Here is a 17542-nt window from a genome sequence, read left to right as displayed (position 1 = left end):
CAGTCCCCGGCTCCGGGCGGTCAGGCCTGATCCCTGCGCCGGGGATGGTCGCCCCAGCCCCGACCCCTCGCCTCACGCGTCGCGCCCCGCCTGACCCACATCCCATGATCCACTCGCGTTTCAGGAAGTCGGCCCTTTGACGGGCCTCGGACACCGCGACTTCAAGGAACCCGAGTGGATCAACTCGATCTCGGCCCAGATGGGCCGGAGGCCGGGGGTCGAGCGGCCGGTTCAAGTGCCCATGCCCGGGTAGCAGTCTTCCGAGACGGCAGTGAGAAGGGATGAGGGACATGAAGGCGCTCACCTGGCAGGGCAAGCGAGACGTACGGGTCGAGGAGGTTCCGGACCCTCGCATCGAGGAGCCGACCGACGCGATCGTGAAGATCACCTCGACCGCGATCTGCGGTTCCGACCTGCACCTGTACGAGGTGCTCGGGCCGTACCTGAAGCCGGGTGACGTCCTGGGTCACGAGCCGATGGGCATCGTCGAGGAGGTCGGGTCGGAGGTGACCGGGCTCAAGCCGGGCGACCGGGTGGTGGTGCCGTTCAACATCGCCTGCGGCAGTTGCTGGATGTGTCAGCGCCAGCTGTACGCGCAGTGCGAGACCACCCAGGTCACCAGCGAGGGCAAGGGCGCGTCCCTGTTCGGCTACACCTCGCTCTACGGGTCGGTGCCGGGCGGGCAGGCCGAGTACCTGCGCGTCCCGCAGGCCCACTTCGGGCCGATCAAGATCCCGCAGACCGGAGCGGACGAGCGTTACCTCTACCTGTCCGACATTCTGCCCACCGCCTGGCAGGCGGTGAAGTACGCGGACACCCCGCGAGGCGGCACCCTGGCCGTCTTCGGCCTGGGTCCGGTCGGGCAGTTCTGCGCGCGGATCGGCCGCCACCTCGGCGCCGGCCGGGTGATCGGGCTGGACCTGGTGCCCGAGCGGCTGGAGCTGGCCCGCCGGCACGGCATCGAGGTGCTCGACGTGAGCCAGCTGTCCGACGTGCCGGGCGCCTTGATCGACCTGGTCGACGGGCGCGGCCCGGACGCGGTGATCGACGCGGTCGGGATGGAGGCGCACGGTTCGCCAGCGGGGAAGTTGGCCCAGACCGCCGCCGGGTTGCTGCCGGACAAGCTGGCCCAGACGATGACCGACCGGGCGGGCGTGGACCGGCTGTCAGTCCTGCACGCCGCGCTCAAGGGGGTTCGCCGCGGCGGCACCGTGTCGCTCTCCGGGGTGTACGGCGGCGAGGCGGACCCGATGCCGTTGATGGAGATGTTCGACCGTGGCATCCAGCTGCGGATGGGGCAGTGTCACGTGCGCCGGTGGACCGACGAGATCCTGCCGCTGCTCTCCGGCGACGACGACCCGCTGGGCGTGGAGGACCTGCGTACCCACCGGTTGCCGCTGGCCCGTGCACCGCAGGCGTACGAGATGTTCCAGAAGAAGGAGGACGGCTGCATCAAGGTCGTCCTCGAACCATGAGTGCGAGGAGTGAGCCGGGGTTGCGAGCCCCGCAGTCACGATTGCAACGGGCACCATGAGTGCGAGGAGTGAGCCGGGGTTGCGAGCCCCGCAGTCACGATTGCAGCCGGTGCCGTGAGCCGGGTGGTCGTGATCGTTGGCGCGAGCAGCGGGATCGGCCGGGCGACGGCCCGGGCGTTCGCCGAGCGCGGCGACCGCCTGGTCCTCGCCGCTCGCGCCACCACGACCCTGGCCGAGGTACGCGCGGAGTGCGCCGACGTCGACGTACTGACCGTGCCGACCGACGTGACCGAGCCGGACGCACTGGACGCGCTCGCGGGTGCCGCGATCGACCGCTTCGGCCGCATCGACGTGTGGGTGCACACGGCGGCGGTGATGGCCTACGGTCGCTTCGACGAGCTGCCGGAACGGGTCTTCGACCAGGTGGTCCGGACCGATCTGCTCGGCGCCGCCGGCTCGTTGCGGGTGGCGCTGCGGCACTTCCGGGCCAACGGGGCCGGCACGGTGATCCTCACCGGTTCGGTGCTCGGGCACATCACCGCTCCGTACATGAGCGCGTACGTGGCGAGCAAGTGGGGGTTGCAGGGTCTGGTCCGGACGGTGCAGCAGGAGTTGCGCGACAGCCCGGCGATCCGGCTGTGCCTGGTCAACCCGGGCAGCGTGGACACTCCCGTGTACCAGCAGGCAGCCAACTATCTGGGCCGGATCGGGCGACCTCCGCCGCCGGTCGCCGGCCCGCAGCGGGTGGCCCGGGCCATCGTGAACTGTGTGGACCGGCCCCACCGGGAGGTGTCGGTGGGTCGGCTCAACGTGGTGCTGCGGGCCGGCTTCACAGTGCTGCCGGGGGTCTACGACGTCCTCGTCGGGCCGTTGATGCGGGCGGTGGGACTGAGTGGACGGTCAGTCGCCGCGCACGACGGCTCGGTCTTCGCCGCGAACCCGTCCGGCGAGGCGGTACGCGGCGGTCACGTTCCCGACCTGCGGAAACTCCTGTTCGGACCGGTCGGGGCCGCGCTGCGCCGACGGTTCGACTGACCTGTTCGGAACTGTTCGGGACAAACTCGGGGGCATCGTGCGTCGATCAACTCGCCTAGGGTGGTGGGCCAGCAAGCGCTCAGGCACACCACGATCGGGGAGACGATTGACCATGCGACTGAACCGCAGGACGGCACTCGGACTGGGCACTGTGGCCACCGCCGGTACGGTGCTGGGCGCCGCCGGCACGGCGAGCGCCGCCGAGACCACCGAGGCGTCGCCGACCACTCCCGCTCGGGCCGCCCGTCGGGTCGCCTCCGTCTTCACCAAGCACAGCGCTGCGGCCGGCGGCAACTGGCAGGCGTACGTCAGCGTCGCCGACCCGGCCGGTGCGCCGGTGGTAGCGGTGGAGGCTGACGCGGACCAGCGGATCGAGGCGTACAGCGTCAACAAGATCGCCGTCGCGACGGCGGTGCTCGACAAGGTCGACCGGGGGCTGCTCACCCTGGACCAGCAGGTCGAGGTGAGCGCCGCGATCGTCGTACCGGGCGGCGACGGCATCTTCAGCCTGGACGGCGCGTACCCGAGCCTGGTGACCATCGGGCACGTGCTGGCCAACCTGCTGACCGTCTCGGACGACACGGCGGTACGGCTGTGCGGGCTGGTCGCCCCGGCGGCCGAGATCAACTCCATCCTGGTCGCCAAGGGCTTCCCGAACACCCAGGTTCAGCCGGTGGCCAACCCGAACCGGTTCTTCCTCGGCACCAGCACCCCCCGGGAGACGCACGACCTGCTGCGCGCCCTGGTCGCTGGCACGCTGCTCTCCCCCGCCTCGACGACGTACCTGTTGGGCATCCTGCGCTCCCCGGTGGCGTTCACCGACGGCATCCGGCGCACCATGTCCTCCGACGAGCGGGCCCGGATCGCCACCAAGGCCGGCTGGTTCGGTGACGCCCGGCACGAGGCCGGTGTGATCTTCGACCGCTCCGGCGCGGCGGTGCTCACCTACGCCCTCTTCGCCGACGGGCAGGCCAACCCGGAGGACTTCGGCGCGACCCACCCGGCGGTGCAGGCCCGGGCCGCCATGGGCCCGAAGTTCCTGGCCGCTGTGGATCGGATCGCGGGCGTGGGCAAGACGTTCCGGATCACCGCCCGACGTCCCAGCAACGGCGGCTAGGGCACCCCGAAACTCCCTCCCGGGTCGGTCGCCGCTGCCGGCGACCGACCCGGCGTGGCGACCACCGAGGCACGGGTCGGTCCGGGTGACTACCGTGTAGGGCGGACACGTCGGAGGGACGGCAATGGCACGAGCGCAGAACACGGACGTCGAACGGTCGCTCGGGCGGCGGATGCGGGGCGCCGCCGGCCTGGCCGCGCTGGCTGGCCTGGCCTGGGTCGCCCGGGATGTGCCGGCGGCGCTGGGCGGCCGGCTCAGCGGGGCGCGGGCCGAACGGGCAGCCCGCTCGCCGCAGTTTCGCGAGGGCACCTTCCACAACCGGGCCGGCACCCGCACGATGATCGCCGAGCCGGGGCGCAACCTGGTCCGCGAGCTGATCTTCGGCAAGCAGAAGCGGCGACCCACGGCGCCCGTGCCGCTGCTGCGTCCCAGCGCCTCCACGCCGCCCGGGCCCGACGGGGGGCCAACGGCCACCGACGAGCTGAACATCGTCTGGTACGGCCACGCCTCGACCCTGATCGAGATCGAGGGTCGGCGGGTGCTGCTCGACCCGGTCTGGAGCGACAGGTGCTCCCCGTCGGGTCTGGTCGGCCCGCGCCGGCTGCACGAGCCACCGGTCGGCATCGACGAGCTGCCCCCGCTGGACGCCATCCTGATCTCGCACGACCACTACGACCACCTCGACATGGCCACCGTGCGGGCGCTGCTCGCCGGGCAGTCCGCGCCGTTTTTGGTGCCGCTCGGCGTGGGCGCGCACCTGGACCGCTGGGGCGTACCCGCCGAACGGATCATCGAACTGGACTGGTCCGAGTCGCACCAGGTGGCCGGCCTGGAGATCACCGCCACCGCCGCTCAGCACTTCTCCGGACGCGGGCTGCGCCGCGACGGCACGCTCTGGAGCTCGTGGGTGGTGGCCGGGGCGCGCCGCAAGGTCTTCTACACCGGCGACTCCGGCTACTTCGACGGGTACGCGGAGATCGGCGCCGAGCACGGGCCGTTCGACGTGACGCTGATGCAGATCGGCGCGTACGACAGGGCCTGGCCGACGATCCACATGTTCCCCGAGGAGGCGGTCAGCGCCCACCTCGACCTGCGCGGCGGACTGTTCCTGCCGGTGCACTGGGCGACGTTCAACCTGGCCCTGCACGACTGGTCCGAGCCGGTCGACCGGCTGTGGGCCGAGGCGAAGGCCCGCGACGTGCGGCTCGCGGTGCCCCGGCCGGGCGAGCGGGTGGTGGTCGACGAGCCGCCCGCCGTCGACGGCTGGTGGCAGGCAGTCGCCTGAGTCAGGCCGTCGCCCGACGGCGGGTCAGAGGTGGGCCGGGTCAGAGCACGAACGCGTCGGTCCAGAGCGCGCCGGACCGGCCGGAGAGCGCGTCCAGCATGGCCACCGCCTGGCCGTCGGTGAGCTGCGCGACGAAGTCCACGATGGCTCGGCCCCGGGCGCGACCGATCCGGTCCGGGGTACGCGGGTGCAGCTCCGCCTCGGCCAGCTCGACCAGGTCGTGCAGCCGGCGGGGCAGCCGGGACTCCTCCTCCGGGTCGAGCAGCCACTCCCAGAGCGCCTCGACCAGGGTGCCCAGCAGCCGGGCCTGGCCGCGCTGGTGCAGGGCGAGGTCCGGGCGGGCCAGCACGAACCGGTGGTGGACGAACTTGAGCACCTGCACCTCGTGCCACTGCGCGCAGCCCAGCAGCACGTGCCCGGAGCGCACCGACGGCTGCTCGGTGACCGTGATCGCCTCGACGAAGCGGGTGGACCAGCGGGCGGAGAACCGGGCCACGTACTGCTCGGCCTCGATCGAGCCGTCGAACGGCATCGCGAGCAGCCCGTCCACCAACTCCTCGCGGACGTGTTCGACGGCGGCGGCGAACGCGTCGTCGTCGGCGATCCAGGCGTCCTTGCGGTGCAGTTGCCGGCGTAGCCGCTCGATCGCCGCCCCGGGCCGCCGGGCCGCGGTGGCCAGCGCCGCGTCGGTGATCGCCCGCAGCTGCCCGCTCTCGCGCTGCCAGGCCATCAACTCCGCGGAGACCGAACCCTGTTGGAGCACCCCGACCCGGTAGAAGTCCTCCACGTCGTGGATGGCGTACGCGATGTCGTCGGCGGTGTCCATCACGGACGCCTCGACTGTCTGCTGCCAGTCCGGGATGCGACCGGCGAACGGTGCCCGGGCCTGCCGCAGGTCGTCCAGCTCGGTCCGGTACGCGCCGAACTTCGACGAGCCGCTCTCCGGGTCGTCCGGCGGCGGGGTGGCGCCGCGCGGCGGCGGGTCCATGGTGCGCGGGTGCGGGTCGGGGTGGTCCAGGCGGGTCCACGGGTACTTCAGCATGGCCGCGCGGACCGCCGCGGTCAGGTCCAGCCCGGTGGTGGCCGCGCCGCGGATCTCGGTGCTGGTGACGATCCGGTACGACTGCGCGTTGCCCTCGAAACCGTCGGAGAGGCCGAGGCGCTGGCGGGCCAGCCGGTCCAGCACCCGCTCCCCCAGGTGCCCGAACGGTGGGTGGCCGAGGTCGTGGGCGAGTGCCGCCGCCTCCACCACGTCGGCGTCGCAGCCGCCAAGCTTGTCCAGCAGGTCACGCCACCGTTCGTCGGCGCCCAACCGCTCGGCGACCGCCCGGGCCACCTGGGCGACCTTGAGGCTGTGGGTGAGCCGGTTGTGCACCAGCAGCCCGGAGCCGACCGGACTGATCACCTGGGTGACGCCGCCGAGGCGGGCGAAGAACGGCGAGCCGACGATCCGGTCCCGGTCGGCGCGGAACGGGTTGGCCGTGAGGTCGCCGAGGGCCCGGGCGCTGCCGCCGAAGAGCCGCCGGGCGCGCGGCTCCGCAGCAGATTCCATGATCGCAACGCTAGCGCAGGCCCGACGGGACCGCCGCCGGTCACCCCGGCCCGGCCCGGTGGTTCGGTCCTCCGCTCCGGCCGGGCGCGGCGACAGCGCCCCGGCCGGCCCGGCAGAATGCAGGCGTACCCACTCCCGAAGGCGGATCGAGATCGTGACCCAGTCTGTTCATCAGCGGATCGCCGACGAGCTCGGCGTGGCCGAGCGTCAGGTGCGGGCGGCCGTGGAGCTGCTCGACGGCGGCGCCACAGTGCCGTTCATCGCCCGCTACCGCAAGGAGGCCACCGGCCTGCTCGACGACACCCAGCTGCGCACCCTGGAGGAGCGGCTGCGCTACCTGCGCGAGCTGGACGAGCGGCGGGCCGCGGTGCTGGAGTCGATCCGCGGGCAGGGCAAGTTGGACGAGGCCCTGGAAGCGCAGATCATGGCCGCCGACTCGAAGTCCCGGCTGGAGGACATCTACCTCCCGTACAAGCCGAAGCGGCGGACCCGGGCGCAGATCGCCCGCGAGGCCGGGTTGGCCCCGTTGGCCGAGACGCTGCTGGCCGATCCGGGACAGGACCCGCGGGCCACCGCCGCCGGGTTCGTCGACGAGGAGAAGGGCGTCGCCGACACCGCCGCCGCGCTGGAGGGCGCGCGGGCGATCCTCATCGAGACCTTCGCGGAGGACGCCGACCTGATCGGCACGCTGCGCGAGCAGATGTGGTCGCGGGGCCGGCTGGTTTCCCGGGTACGCGAGGGTCAGGAAGCGGCCGGCGCCAAGTTCGCCGACTACTTCGACTTCTCCGAGCCGTACCCGAAGCTGCCCTCGCACCGGATCCTGGCGATGTTCCGAGGCGAGAAGGAGGGCGTGCTCGACCTGACGATGGAGTCGGAGGAGGCGGGCGAGGCGGCCGCCGCACCGACCGGCCCGACCCGCTACGAGGCGGCCATCGCCGGCCGGTTCGGGGTGTCCGACGCGGGTCGTCCGGCCGATCGTTGGCTGACCGACACGGTCCGCTGGGCGTGGCGTACCCGGATCCTCATCCACCTCGGCGCGGACCTGCGGATGCGGCTGTGGCAGGCGGCCGAGGAGGAGGCCGTCCGGGTCTTCGCCACCAACCTGCGGGACCTGCTGCTCGCCGCGCCGGCCGGCACCCGACCCACAATGGGCCTGGACCCGGGTTTGCGGACCGGTGTGAAGGTGGCAGTGGTGGACGCCACCGGCAAGGTGCTCGCCACCGACACGATCTATCCGCACGAGCCGCGCCGGCAGTGGGACGCGTCGGTGGAGACCCTCGCCCGGCTGGCCGGGGCGCACGGGGTGGAGCTGATCGCTATCGGCAACGGCACCGCCTCCCGCGAGACCGACAAGCTCGCCGCTGATCTGATCGCCCGGCACCCGCAGCTCAACCTGACCAAGGTGATGGTCTCCGAGGCCGGCGCGTCGGTCTACTCCGCCTCCGCGTACGCCTCGCAGGAGCTGCCCGGGATGGACGTGTCGCTACGCGGCGCGGTCTCCATCGCCCGCCGCCTCCAGGACCCCCTCGCGGAGCTGGTCAAGATCGACCCGCGTTCGATCGGTGTCGGCCAGTACCAGCACGACCTGTCCGAGGTGAAGCTGTCCCGGTCGCTGGACGCGGTGGTGGAGGACTGCGTGAACGCGGTCGGGGTGGACGTCAACACCGCCTCCGCGCCGCTGCTGACCCGGGTCTCCGGGATCGGCGCCGGTCTGGCCGAGAACATCGTGCTGCACCGGGACGCCAACGGACCGTTCCGCTCGCGTACCGAGCTGAAGAAGGTGGCCCGGCTCGGGCCGAAGGCGTTCGAGCAGTGCGCCGGCTTCCTGCGCATCCCGGACGGCGACGACCCGCTGGACTCCTCCAGCGTGCACCCCGAGGCGTACCCGGTGGTGCGCCGGATCCTCTCCACCACCGGGCAGGACCTGCGCTCGGTGATCGGCAAGAGCGGCATCCTGCGCGGGCTGCGGGCCACCGACTTCGTCGACGACCGGTTCGGCCTCCCCACCGTCACCGACATCCTCGCCGAGTTGGAGAAGCCGGGCCGGGATCCCCGCCCGGAGTTCCGCACCGCCACCTTCGTCGAGGGGGTGGAGAAGATCAGCGACCTGACGCCGGGGATGGTGCTGGAGGGCGTTGTCACCAACGTGGCCGCGTTCGGCGCGTTCGTCGACGTCGGGGTGCACCAGGACGGTCTGGTGCACGTCTCGGCGATGTCCCGGACCTTCGTGAAGGACCCCCGCGAGGTGGTGAAGTCCGGCGACGTGGTCAAGGTCCGGGTGCTCGACGTGGACGTACCCCGCAAGCGGATCTCGCTGACCCTGCGCCTGGACGACGAGCCCACGGCCGGCGGTGGTGGTAGCCGGACCGACCAGGAGGGGCGTGGCGGCCCGGCGCAGCGCGCGCCGCAGGGGGGTCGTGGCGGCGGCCAGGGCGGTCGCGAAGGCCAGGCCGGTCGCGGCGGCGGGCAGGGTGGTCGCGAAGGCCAGGGCGGTCGCAGCGGGCAGGACAGTCGCGGCGGCGGGCAGGGTGGTCGCAGCGGGCAGGACGGTCGCGGCGGCGGGCAGGGTGGTCGCGAAGGCCAGGGCGGTCGCCGCGGCGGGCAGCAGCGGCAGGGCGCACCGGCGCCGGCCAACGACGCGATGGCGGAAGCCCTGCGCCGCGCCGGACTGGCCTGACCCCGTCCAGCACCTCAACCCCGCGCCGTCCCGTCGATCATGGAGTTGTGGTGGGTGACAAACCGCCCGTCTCACGCCAAGCCAGGCACCACAACTCCATGATCGACGAAGCCGAGCGCGCCCCCTCGCCCAGCCGCGACCGCCCGGCGCACCCTGCGGGCCGTACTCGACTGAGCCCCGTCGCGTACCGTCGGCGTCGTGAGTGAGCCGGACGGCCGGACGTGGCGGGAGCAGCAGCAGCAGGCGGTGCGGGCGCACGCCGACGCGGACGCGCGGCGGCGGGCCGCCGAGCAGGCCGAGGCGGCGAGGCTGGTGGCCTGGTTCGTGGCCGAGGCGACCCGGCGGGGGCTGCGCACCACTCGGCTGATCGCCCGGGGCTACGACGGGCGCGGGCGCTACCGGACGAGGCTGACCGGCTGGTACGTCGACCGTGCCGAGACCCGGGCGGTGGACGAGGCCGGCCGGTTCCACCTGCTGACCGTGCCGGGCGGTCTACGGGCCCGGCTGTTCGGCGTCGACCCGGAGCCCAGCCCGGCGCCGTTGGTGGTGGGGGCCGGTGGCCGCGACGGCGAGTCGATTCCGTTGCGGACGCTGCTCACCCGGTTGCTGGACGACGGGAACGGCGAGCCAGACCCCACCACCAGACCTGCTGCACCACGAGGGTGAGCAGTCCGGCCAGGACGATCGCACCCAGGTTGATCACCAATTGGAGTGCGGAGCCCCCCGCTTCGTCCCACGCTCCGTAGGCGGCGGCCACCGCAACGTTCGCCGCGGCCGGGACCGTTGTCACCGAGATCAGCACCCCGACCAGGCTGCCGGACTTCTTCGACGTCAGCGAGAGCATCCCGGCCACGCCGGCGAGTAGACCGACCACCCAGGACAGCGCGTCCGGCCGCCAGATGAAGTCGGTGAGCGGTCGTTCGGCGAGCAGCATCTCCCGACTGACCAGGCCGGCCGCGGTCAGCGCCCAGGTGCTCAGCACTGTCGCCACCATGGCCGCCAGGAAGCCGACCACGAGAGCCTGCACCGAGCGGGCGATCACCCCGAACTGGCGGCGCAGCAACGCCACGCACAGCGCGGCGAGGGGGCCGAACTCCGGACCGACCACCATCGCTCCGACGATGAGAATCGGCTGGTCCAGCAGCACCCCGATGCCGGCGATCATGGTGGCCACCACGATCAGCACGAGGTATGTGCCGGACAGTTCCGTCTGCTCGCCGGTCTTCGCGGCGATCTCGTCCCAGACCACCGCGTCCGCGCCACTGCCCGGTGCCCGGTCCGCCGCCCGGTCGGCCGCCGCGGAGATGGTCAGTTCGACGTCCTCGGCGGCGATGCCGCCGCTGGTGTCCACGCCGATCCGCCGCAACTCCCGCAGCACGCGGTCGGCGCTCTCCCGCACCACGTCACAGAGGATGAGGTCACCCTGCGGTTGCCGGGCGGCACCAGGCAGCACGGCGAGGTGAGTCACCCCCACGTCTGCGGAGAGCAGGTCGACGACCTCCGTCGACCTGCTCTCCGGGGCGATCACTCTCAGGTGCAGCACGCGCCATCCCCCTCGCAGGTCCGGCCGTTTCTTCCCTCGCCCGACCGGCCGTCGGGACTCTACAGCTCGCCCCGTTGCTGCATCGGGGTCAGCGCCGTCGGTGGCTCTCCACCGCCTCGCACAGCGCCCGCTCGACCCGCTCGGCACCGGCGGCGACGGAGAAGACCCTGTCGTAGTGCGCCCGACCGGCCTGACCGAACAGCTCAAGCTTCTCCCGGCCCAGGTCGCAGAGTTCCCGCAGGGCGTCGGCGATGGAGTCGGGGTCACCCGGCCGGGCGGTGATACCCGCACCGCTGTCCCGCGCGACGGCGGCGGCGTCCCCCTCCGCGGCGACCAGGAGCGCCCGCCCGGCGGCGAGGGTGGCCTGCACCTTGCTCGGCATCGTGTACGCGGACATGCCGCCGGGTCGCAGGCTCACGTAGTGCGCGTCGCCGGTGGCCATGAGGGCGGGCATCCGCTCCCGGGGCACCCGCCCGAGGAAACGCACGTGTGTCGCGTTGGCCTCCTCGGCCCGGCGGCGTAGCCGCTCCTCGGTGGTGCCGGAGCCGGCGATCAGGCAGACCAGGCGCGGGTCGCGGATCCGGGCGCAGGCGTCGATGAGCGAGTCGAGCCCCTGCGCCTCGCCGAGCGTGCCGGCGTACACCAGCACCACCTGGTCCTCGCGGAGCCCGAGTTCGGCGCGGAGGTCCGCGACGCCGGTACGCGGTGTCTCGTCGGCCCAGACCGGAATGTGGACGAGCTTCTCCCGGGGCACGCCTCGGCTGGCGAGCAGGTCGGCGGCGCCGGGCGAGACGTAGGCGACCCGGCCGGCGCTGCGGTACATCCCACCGCACCAGCCGGCCATTCCCCTCTCGATGATCCGCGAGACCCGGTCGGTGCCGATGAAGCCGCTGGCCAACGCGCTGTCCGGCCACAGGTCCAGGACGTGCAGCAGCACCGGCACCCGCTGCACGTACCGGGTGAACCACATCGGCAGAGCGACGCTGATCGGTGAGTTGCCGACCCAGAGGGCGTCCAGGCCGCGCAGCGCCGGCGTGCCGGAGACCAGTGCGGAGGCGGCGAAGGACCCGTAGTTCGCCATCCGCCGCAGCGCGGAGCGGTCATGGCTGGGATAGAGGGCCACCCGGCGGATCCGGGTCGTCCCGTCGACCTCGTCGAGGCGGCGGGTCACCCGGTAGCCGGGCGCCAACTCGCCGGTCGGGTAGTTGGGGAAGCCGGTGAGGACCTGGACCTCGTGCCCTCGGCGGGCGAGGGCCCGGGCGAGCATTCCGGGGAGCGCGGCGGCGCCCGGCTCCGGGTCGAACCACTGGGTGAGCAGACCGATCCGCATCGGCCTCACCTCACCGCTGAGCCGGCGACGGGGCGGGCGGCTTGCTCGCCGTCGGCCTGCCACAGCGTGGTCAGCGACTCACCGAGGTCGTACGCGGGCGCCCACCCGAGCACCCGGTTCGCGCGCTCGATGTCGGCGCACATCCAGGGCACCGCGGCCGAGCGGCTGGCGTCCGGCGCGAAGCTGCCGTCGCGGATCTCGCCGGTGAAGCCGGACACCTCGGCCAGCAGCTGGACGACGTCGCGAGTCGCCACCGCCTTTCCGCTGCCCACGTTGAAGACCCGCGCGGGGCCCGACCGGCAGCGCGCCGCGGTGAGGACCGCGGTGGCGACGTCCCGTACGTCGACGAAGTCCCGGTACGTGTCGTGCAGGCCCACGGCGATCTCCTCCATTCCGGTGGCGACCGCCGACCTCACCATCGCGGTCACCCGAGTGAGCACGTTGCCCGGCGGCATTCCCGGCCCGACCGGGTTGAAGATCCGCAACACCATCGTGTCGAGGCGGCCGGCTCCGCCGGCCAGCTCCGCCAGCCGGGTGGCGGCCAGGTGGCTGAGCCCGTACTCGCTGACGGGTGTGCCCGGGTAGTCCTCGTTGACGGCGAGGCCGTGCGGCACGGTGCCGTACTCGGCGGCCGAGCCGATCCGGATCAGGCGGGCTCCGGGGGCGGCGGCGGCCACCGCCTCGATCAGTTTCGCTGTCGCGACGACGTGCGCCTGCACGAAGTCGTACCCGGAGCCGACGATCCGCCCGGCCGCCGTCACCACCACGTCCGGTCGCTCCCGGGCGACCAGCGCGGTCAGGTCGCGCAGCTCGACCCGGACCAGGTCACACTCCGCGCGGGTGATCGACCGGACGGTGGTGTGGGCGGCCAGCGCCATGTGGATGTGTCGGCCGAGGAATCCGCCGGCGCCCAGGAGCAGTACCCGGTTCATCGCCGGTGGGCGGAGTCGTGTCCGGCGGTCGCCTGCGTGGGCGGGTTGCCGGTGAACTCGTGCCAGGTGGCCGCGCCCGGCGCGGAGATTCCCTCGCGGCTGAGCACCACCCAGATCGTGGCCAGGACGATCCGCAGGTCCAGCAGGAAGGAGCGGCGGTCGACGTACTCGACGTCGTAGGTGAACTTCGCCTCCCAGTCCAGCGCGTTGCGGCCACGCACCTGGGCCAGCCCGGTGATGCCCGGCCGCACGTCGTGCCGGCGGGCCTGTTCCGGGTTGTAGAGGCTGAGGTAGCGGACGAGGTGCGGGCGGGGACCGACGACGCTCATCTCGCCCCGCAGCACGTTCCAGAACTCCGGCAGCTCGTCGAGGCTGCTGGCCCGCAACCAGCGGCCCACCCGGGTCAGGCGATCCGCGTCGCTCACCAACCCCCGGTCCGGGTCGGGGTGGCGCATCGTCCGGAACTTGACCACCTCGAACAGCTTGCCGTTCAGCCCGGGGCGGGTGTGCCGGAACAGCACCGGACGCCCGTGTGTCACCAGCACGACCACTGCCACCAGCGCCAGCACGGGAGCGCCGAGAACCAGGACGAGAAGAGCGCCGAGGACGTCGAGAAGCCGCTTCCAGCGATCGTAGGGTCGCCGTGTCGCAGTGCCGTCCCGAAGTGTTTCCCGACCGGTCGTCAGGTCGGAAGCACCGGCGCGCGGGTGCGCCGCGTGGAGAGCAACTTTTGGCATGGAGTACGCATACCACCTTTCCAGAGCACCAACTCCGTCTTTAGCGCTAACGACTTCGGCGCGTCGACAATGGGGGGCCGAACGGCTACTTCGGCAGCGCCGAGCCTTATTCGCGTATTTGTCGAACGGGTCGCCACGAACAGCGAACGCGACTCGAATTCCTTTTGGCGGAAGAGGTCACGGCGCCACTTATCCACGCGTAGGGTCGCGTTCGACGAGAATCCGATTCCCGAGGATGGCCCCCCGGGAAACAGGCAGGAGAAGATGTGGTTTCCTCGCTTTCGGACCGGCGATTCCTGATCACCGGTGGCACCGGATCCTTCGGCCAGACGATGGTCTCCCGACTGCTCGACGCCGGGGCCGCCGAGGTGCGCGTACTCAGCCGTGACGAGTCGAAACAGGACGCGATGCGGCACCGCCTCGGCGACGACCGTGTCCGCTACTACGTCGGTGACGTCCGGGACTACGACAGTGTGCTCAAGGCCGCGCGGGGAATGGAGTTCGTCTTTCACGCCGCGGCGCTGAAGCAGGTCCCCTCCTGCGAGTTCTTTCCGCTGGAGGCCGTGCGCACCAATGTGCTCGGCAGCGCCAACGTGGTGGACGCCTGCGAGCGGGTCGGCGTCGAGGCGCTGGTGCTGCTGAGCACCGACAAGGCCGTCTATCCGGTCAACGCGATGGGCATGACCAAGGCCCTCATGGAGAAGGTCGCGCAGGCGCACTCCCGCAACAATCCCGAAGCTCGCACCCGGGTCTGCTGCGTGCGCTACGGCAACGTCATGTACTCGCGCGGATCGGTGATCCCGCTGTTCATCGAACAGATCCTGCGGGGCGGGCTGCCGACGGTCACCGAGCCCTCGATGACCCGGTTCCTGATGTCCCTGCCCGAGTCGGTCGACCTGGTGGAGCACGCCTTCCGGTACGGCCAGCCCGGTGACGTCTTCATCCGCAAGGCCGACGCCTGCACCATCGGCGACCTGGCCACCGCGCTGTGCAACCTGTTCCAGGTCCCAGCGAAGTTCAACGTGCTCGGCATCCGGCACGGGGAGAAGCTGTACGAGACCCTGGCCAGCCGCGAGGAGCTCGCCCACGTCGAGGATCTCGGCGAGTTCCTCCGGGTGCCGGTGGACAGCCGTGACCTCAACTACTCCCTCTACTTCGAGGAGGGCGACGTCGAGAGCGGCAACATGGCCGACTTCCACTCGCACAACGCCCGGCGGCTGTCCGTACCGGAGATCGAGGCGCTGCTGCTGACGCTGCCCGAGGTGCGGGCGCAGGTCGAGGCCGCGGCGGCGGCGGTCGTAACGGCATGAGCACCGGTACCGGTGGCCGGCGACCGGAGCTGGTCCCCCGCCGACGCAGCGGCCCCGGCGAGGAGGAGCCGCGCCCGGCGCGACGGGTCCTCGTCGTCGGCGTCACCGGCATGCTCGGTCACGCTGTCATCCGCGAGCTCGGCGACGATCCGGACCTCGACGTGCACGGTGTCGCCCGGAGCATCGAGGACCGCGCGGGGTGGTACCCCCAGCGCCTGCTCGACCGGATCACCACGGCCGTCGACGCGACCCGCTTCGGCCAGGTCCGGCAGCTCATCGACGACCTGCGGCCGGACGTCGTGGTCAACTGTGTGGGTGTGATCAAGCAGCGGCCGGACGTGCAGGACGCGGTGCAGACGGTCACCCTCAACGCGCTCTTTCCCCACCTGCTCGCCGACGCCTGCGGGCAGCTCGACAGCCGCCTGATCCACGTCAGCACCGACTGCGTCTTCTCCGGCCGGCGGGGCGGCTACGTCGAGGACGACCTGCCCGACCCACCCGACCTGTACGGGCGGTCCAAGCTGCTGGGTGAGGCGCGCGGGGCCTCCGCGCTCACCCTCCGCACGTCGATCATCGGGCACGAGCTGGTCACGAACCGCTCGCTGGTGGACTGGTTCCTCTCCCAGCGGGGGCAGGTACGCGGCTTCACCCGGGCCATCTACAGCGGCGTGACGACAGTCGAGTTCGCCCGACTGCTCCGTACGGTGATCCTGCCCCGGACGGAGCTGACCGGGCTCTACCACGTGGCCGCCGAGCCGATCTCCAAGTACGACCTGCTCCGCCTGATCGCCGAGGTGTACGGGTGGCCCGGCGACATCGTGCCGGACGACGAGTTCACCTGCGACCGGTCGATGAACGCGGATGCCCTCGCCCAGGCCACCGGCTATCGGCCACCGAACTGGCCGGACATGATCCGGGCGATGCACGCCGCCAGGGCCCGCTGGGCTGTCGAACCGGCCCAACCGGGCCTACAGGACGCGCCCCGCTGAGGGCAGTCCACCCGACGACCGCCGGCATCGCCTGCGGCCGGACTTCGAAGGACATCACGTGGGAAACCGGATGGGCCAACTGGGCCTGCTCGTCGGCGCGACGTGTCTCGTGGTGGTCACCACCATCGCGGCCATCACCGTCCCGCTGGTCGCGGCCGGGTTGGTGGCGTTGGTGCTGCTGCTCGCCTTCAGTCGGCGGGTGGACGGCTGGCGGTGGATGCTGGCCCTGACAATGGGGCTCCTGGTGTGCGCCTCGTCCAATGTGCCGGCGCTGGTCGAGGCCAGTTTCTATCCCCGGTACGCGGCCGTCGCGGGCCTGGTCCTCTGGGGGCTCTGCCTACCGGGCCGCACACCGGCACGCACCGATGTCTGGACCCGCGTGTTCGTCGCCGCGCTCTGGGCGATGGGCGGCCTCGCCACGATGAGCTTCGCCTGGTCGGTGGTCCCGATGGAGACCCTCCAGCGGGGCGTCGCGCTGCTGCTGCTGGCCGCGCTGGTGCACGTGCTCGTTCGGCGCCGGTGGCCCGATCGCGCGGTCATGATGGCCGACCTGCGCGTGGTCTACCTGGTCCTCACCGCGTCCATCGTGGTCAGTCTCGGCATCGGGTTCGCCGACGGCACGCTCGTCGCGGCGACCTCCAGCGTCACCCGGTTCCAGGGCCTCTACAACAACCCGAACATGCTCGGCATCGTCTGCGCCCTGACGATCCCGTTGGGCTGGGCGCTCTACCGGCAGTCCCGGCGGCAGGTCGCGCTGCTCGGCATGGTGCCGGCCGCCGCCAGCCTGCTGCTGTCCCAGTCGCGTACCGCGCTGATCGCCGTGCTCGTCGGGGCGCTCTGGCTGGTGCTGCGCTACGGGCTCGGCCGGATGGTCCGGCTGGCCGCCGGGGCGACCGCCCTGCTGCTGGTGGCACACCTGCTCAACCTGCTGCCCACCATCTTCGCCGCACCCTGGATGCGCCAGTTCGTCCTGCGCTTCACCGACCCCACCGGCGGCGACCTGTCCAACGGGCGGACCCAGATGTGGCAGACGACAATCGACCTCTGGTGGCAGAACCGCCCCACGCTGGGCTTCGGTTACGCGTCACGCAACCACCTGTTCGAGCTCGCCAGCGCCGACGAGTTCTTCGGCACCGCCGGCGTCAGCGTGGTGCACAACAGCTACCTTCAGCTGCTGTTGGAGCTGGGGCTCGCCGCCGTGCTACCGCTGTTGCTGCTGCTGGTGGCTGCGGGGCGTGTCGTCCTGCGGGCACCGGTGCGCCGAGCCGACGCGGGTCTGGTCTGGCTCGTCGTCACCGGCCTGCTGATCCAGGTCACCGAGTCGGCCATGTTCGGCACGGGCCAGACCTACCCGTACGTGTTCTGGACAGTGGTCGCCGCCGCGCTGCTGCACCTGCCGACGAAGCGGAACCCCGCCGACCGGGAGGGTGCGGCCCGCGTCAACCTGCCCCACGCCGAGGCAGGCCGGCAGCGGGCCGGCGTGTTCGACGACGGCGTGCCGCGCCGACCCACAGTCCTGCTGCGCTAGGGCCCGCGCACCGCGCGAACCCGGCCGGCGGG

Annotated in this window: 14 protein-coding genes; 9 read left to right on the top strand and 5 right to left on the bottom strand. The window is 72.0% G+C overall.

The features are described from left to right. The first annotated feature begins 290 nt into the window (after window positions 1–290). The 4 genes from NIE79_RS03590 (at window position 291) to NIE79_RS03575 (ending at window position 4912) form a co-directional block, all read left to right on the top strand. On the top strand, window positions 291–1475 hold the full coding sequence (locus tag NIE79_RS03590; RefSeq protein ID WP_238677273.1) for a zinc-dependent alcohol dehydrogenase: 1185 nt from the start codon (window positions 291–293) through the stop codon (window positions 1473–1475). Window positions 1476–1589: 114 nt separating this feature from the next. Then, window positions 1590–2510, top strand: a complete 921-nt coding sequence (locus NIE79_RS03585) for an SDR family NAD(P)-dependent oxidoreductase (protein WP_238677176.1) — start codon at window positions 1590–1592, stop codon at window positions 2508–2510. A 112-nt stretch (window positions 2511–2622) separates the two neighbouring features. Further along, window positions 2623–3627: a serine hydrolase gene (locus tag NIE79_RS03580; RefSeq protein ID WP_238677175.1), complete on the top strand. Its 1005-nt coding sequence runs from the start codon at window positions 2623–2625 to the stop codon at window positions 3625–3627. A 124-nt stretch (window positions 3628–3751) separates the two neighbouring features. After that, the gene (locus NIE79_RS03575) at window positions 3752–4912 is read left to right on the top strand and encodes an MBL fold metallo-hydrolase (protein WP_238677174.1); all 1161 of its coding nucleotides are present in this window, start codon (window positions 3752–3754) and stop codon (window positions 4910–4912) included. Window positions 4913–4952: 40 nt separating this feature from the next. Here the strand turns inward: NIE79_RS03575 and NIE79_RS03570 are convergent, their stop codons facing one another. Continuing rightward, complete coding sequence (locus tag NIE79_RS03570) at window positions 4953–6464, bottom strand: deoxyguanosinetriphosphate triphosphohydrolase family protein (protein WP_238677173.1); 1512 nt, start codon at window positions 6462–6464, stop codon at window positions 4953–4955. A gap of 154 nt (window positions 6465–6618) precedes the next feature. Here NIE79_RS03570 and NIE79_RS03565 point away from each other — a divergent pair, with 154 nt between their 5' ends. Both NIE79_RS03565 and NIE79_RS03560 read left to right on the top strand, forming a co-directional pair. Beyond that, window positions 6619–9141 carry a Tex family protein gene (locus NIE79_RS03565; protein WP_238677172.1) on the top strand — a complete coding sequence of 841 codons (2523 nt, stop codon included), beginning with the start codon at window positions 6619–6621 and terminating at the stop codon, window positions 9139–9141. A gap of 198 nt (window positions 9142–9339) precedes the next feature. Then, window positions 9340–9807, top strand: coding sequence for a hypothetical protein (locus tag NIE79_RS03560; protein ID WP_238677171.1), 468 nt, complete (start codon window positions 9340–9342; stop codon window positions 9805–9807). Here NIE79_RS03560 and NIE79_RS03555 read toward each other — a convergent pair. The 4 genes from NIE79_RS03555 to NIE79_RS03540 form a co-directional block, all read right to left on the bottom strand. Next, window positions 9737–10684, bottom strand: coding sequence for a DUF389 domain-containing protein (locus NIE79_RS03555; RefSeq protein WP_238677170.1), 948 nt, complete (start codon window positions 10682–10684; stop codon window positions 9737–9739). The two genes, NIE79_RS03560 and NIE79_RS03555, sit on opposite strands and share 71 nt — an antisense overlap. 88 nt (window positions 10685–10772) lie before the next feature. Further along, window positions 10773–12014 (bottom strand): glycosyltransferase family 4 protein, encoded by a 1242-nt coding sequence (locus NIE79_RS03550; protein ID WP_238677169.1) that lies wholly within the window; start codon window positions 12012–12014, stop codon window positions 10773–10775. A gap of 5 nt (window positions 12015–12019) precedes the next feature. Next, a complete protein-coding gene (locus NIE79_RS03545) occupies window positions 12020–12946 on the bottom strand; it encodes an NAD-dependent epimerase/dehydratase family protein (RefSeq protein WP_238677168.1) in 927 nt (308 codons plus the stop codon). Continuing rightward, on the bottom strand, window positions 12943–13632 hold the full coding sequence (locus NIE79_RS03540; RefSeq protein WP_274523568.1) for a sugar transferase: 690 nt from the start codon (window positions 13630–13632) through the stop codon (window positions 12943–12945). Before NIE79_RS03540 ends, NIE79_RS03545 begins: the two co-directional genes overlap by 4 nt. Window positions 13633–13949: 317 nt before the next feature. Between NIE79_RS03540 and NIE79_RS03535 the strand changes: the two genes are divergently transcribed. Genes NIE79_RS03535 through NIE79_RS33945 form a run of 3 tightly spaced genes read left to right on the top strand, consistent with a single transcriptional unit; the run spans window position 13950 to window position 17510 of the window. Continuing rightward, window positions 13950–14993: a polysaccharide biosynthesis protein gene (locus NIE79_RS03535; RefSeq protein ID WP_308193125.1), complete on the top strand. Its 1044-nt coding sequence runs from the start codon at window positions 13950–13952 to the stop codon at window positions 14991–14993. After that, window positions 14990–15982, top strand: coding sequence for a dTDP-4-dehydrorhamnose reductase family protein (locus tag NIE79_RS03530; RefSeq protein ID WP_238677167.1), 993 nt, complete (start codon window positions 14990–14992; stop codon window positions 15980–15982). The genes NIE79_RS03535 and NIE79_RS03530 overlap by 4 nt, the downstream gene beginning before the upstream one ends. A gap of 58 nt (window positions 15983–16040) precedes the next feature. Next, window positions 16041–17510 carry an O-antigen ligase family protein gene (locus tag NIE79_RS33945; RefSeq protein WP_238677166.1) on the top strand — a complete coding sequence of 490 codons (1470 nt, stop codon included), beginning with the start codon at window positions 16041–16043 and terminating at the stop codon, window positions 17508–17510. Window positions 17511–17542: the final 32 nt, after the last annotated feature.

The sequence above is a fragment of the Micromonospora trifolii genome (genome assembly GCF_022229005.1).
Classification (GTDB): Bacteria; Actinomycetota; Actinomycetes; order Mycobacteriales; family Micromonosporaceae; genus Micromonospora; species Micromonospora trifolii.
The sequence above is the reverse complement of the archived record's forward strand: the minus strand, read 5'-3'. Positions and strand labels throughout refer to the sequence as shown.

Bases quoted from the DNA above. Each gene is read 5' to 3' on its own strand.
- NIE79_RS03570 (WP_238677173.1), bottom strand. From the start codon at position 6,464: ATGGAATCTGCTGCGGAGCCGCGCGCCCGGCGGCTCTTCGGCGGCAGC.
- NIE79_RS03590 (WP_238677273.1), top strand. From the start codon at position 291: ATGAAGGCGCTCACCTGGCAGGGCAAGCGAGACGTACGGGTCGAGGAG.
- NIE79_RS03550 (WP_238677169.1), bottom strand. From the start codon at position 12,014: ATGCGGATCGGTCTGCTCACCCAGTGGTTCGACCCGGAGCCGGGCGCC.
- NIE79_RS03545 (WP_238677168.1), bottom strand. From the start codon at position 12,946: ATGAACCGGGTACTGCTCCTGGGCGCCGGCGGATTCCTCGGCCGACAC.
- NIE79_RS03530 (WP_238677167.1), top strand. From the start codon at position 14,990: ATGAGCACCGGTACCGGTGGCCGGCGACCGGAGCTGGTCCCCCGCCGA.
- NIE79_RS03580 (WP_238677175.1), top strand. From the start codon at position 2,623: ATGCGACTGAACCGCAGGACGGCACTCGGACTGGGCACTGTGGCCACC.
- NIE79_RS03575 (WP_238677174.1), top strand. From the start codon at position 3,752: ATGGCACGAGCGCAGAACACGGACGTCGAACGGTCGCTCGGGCGGCGG.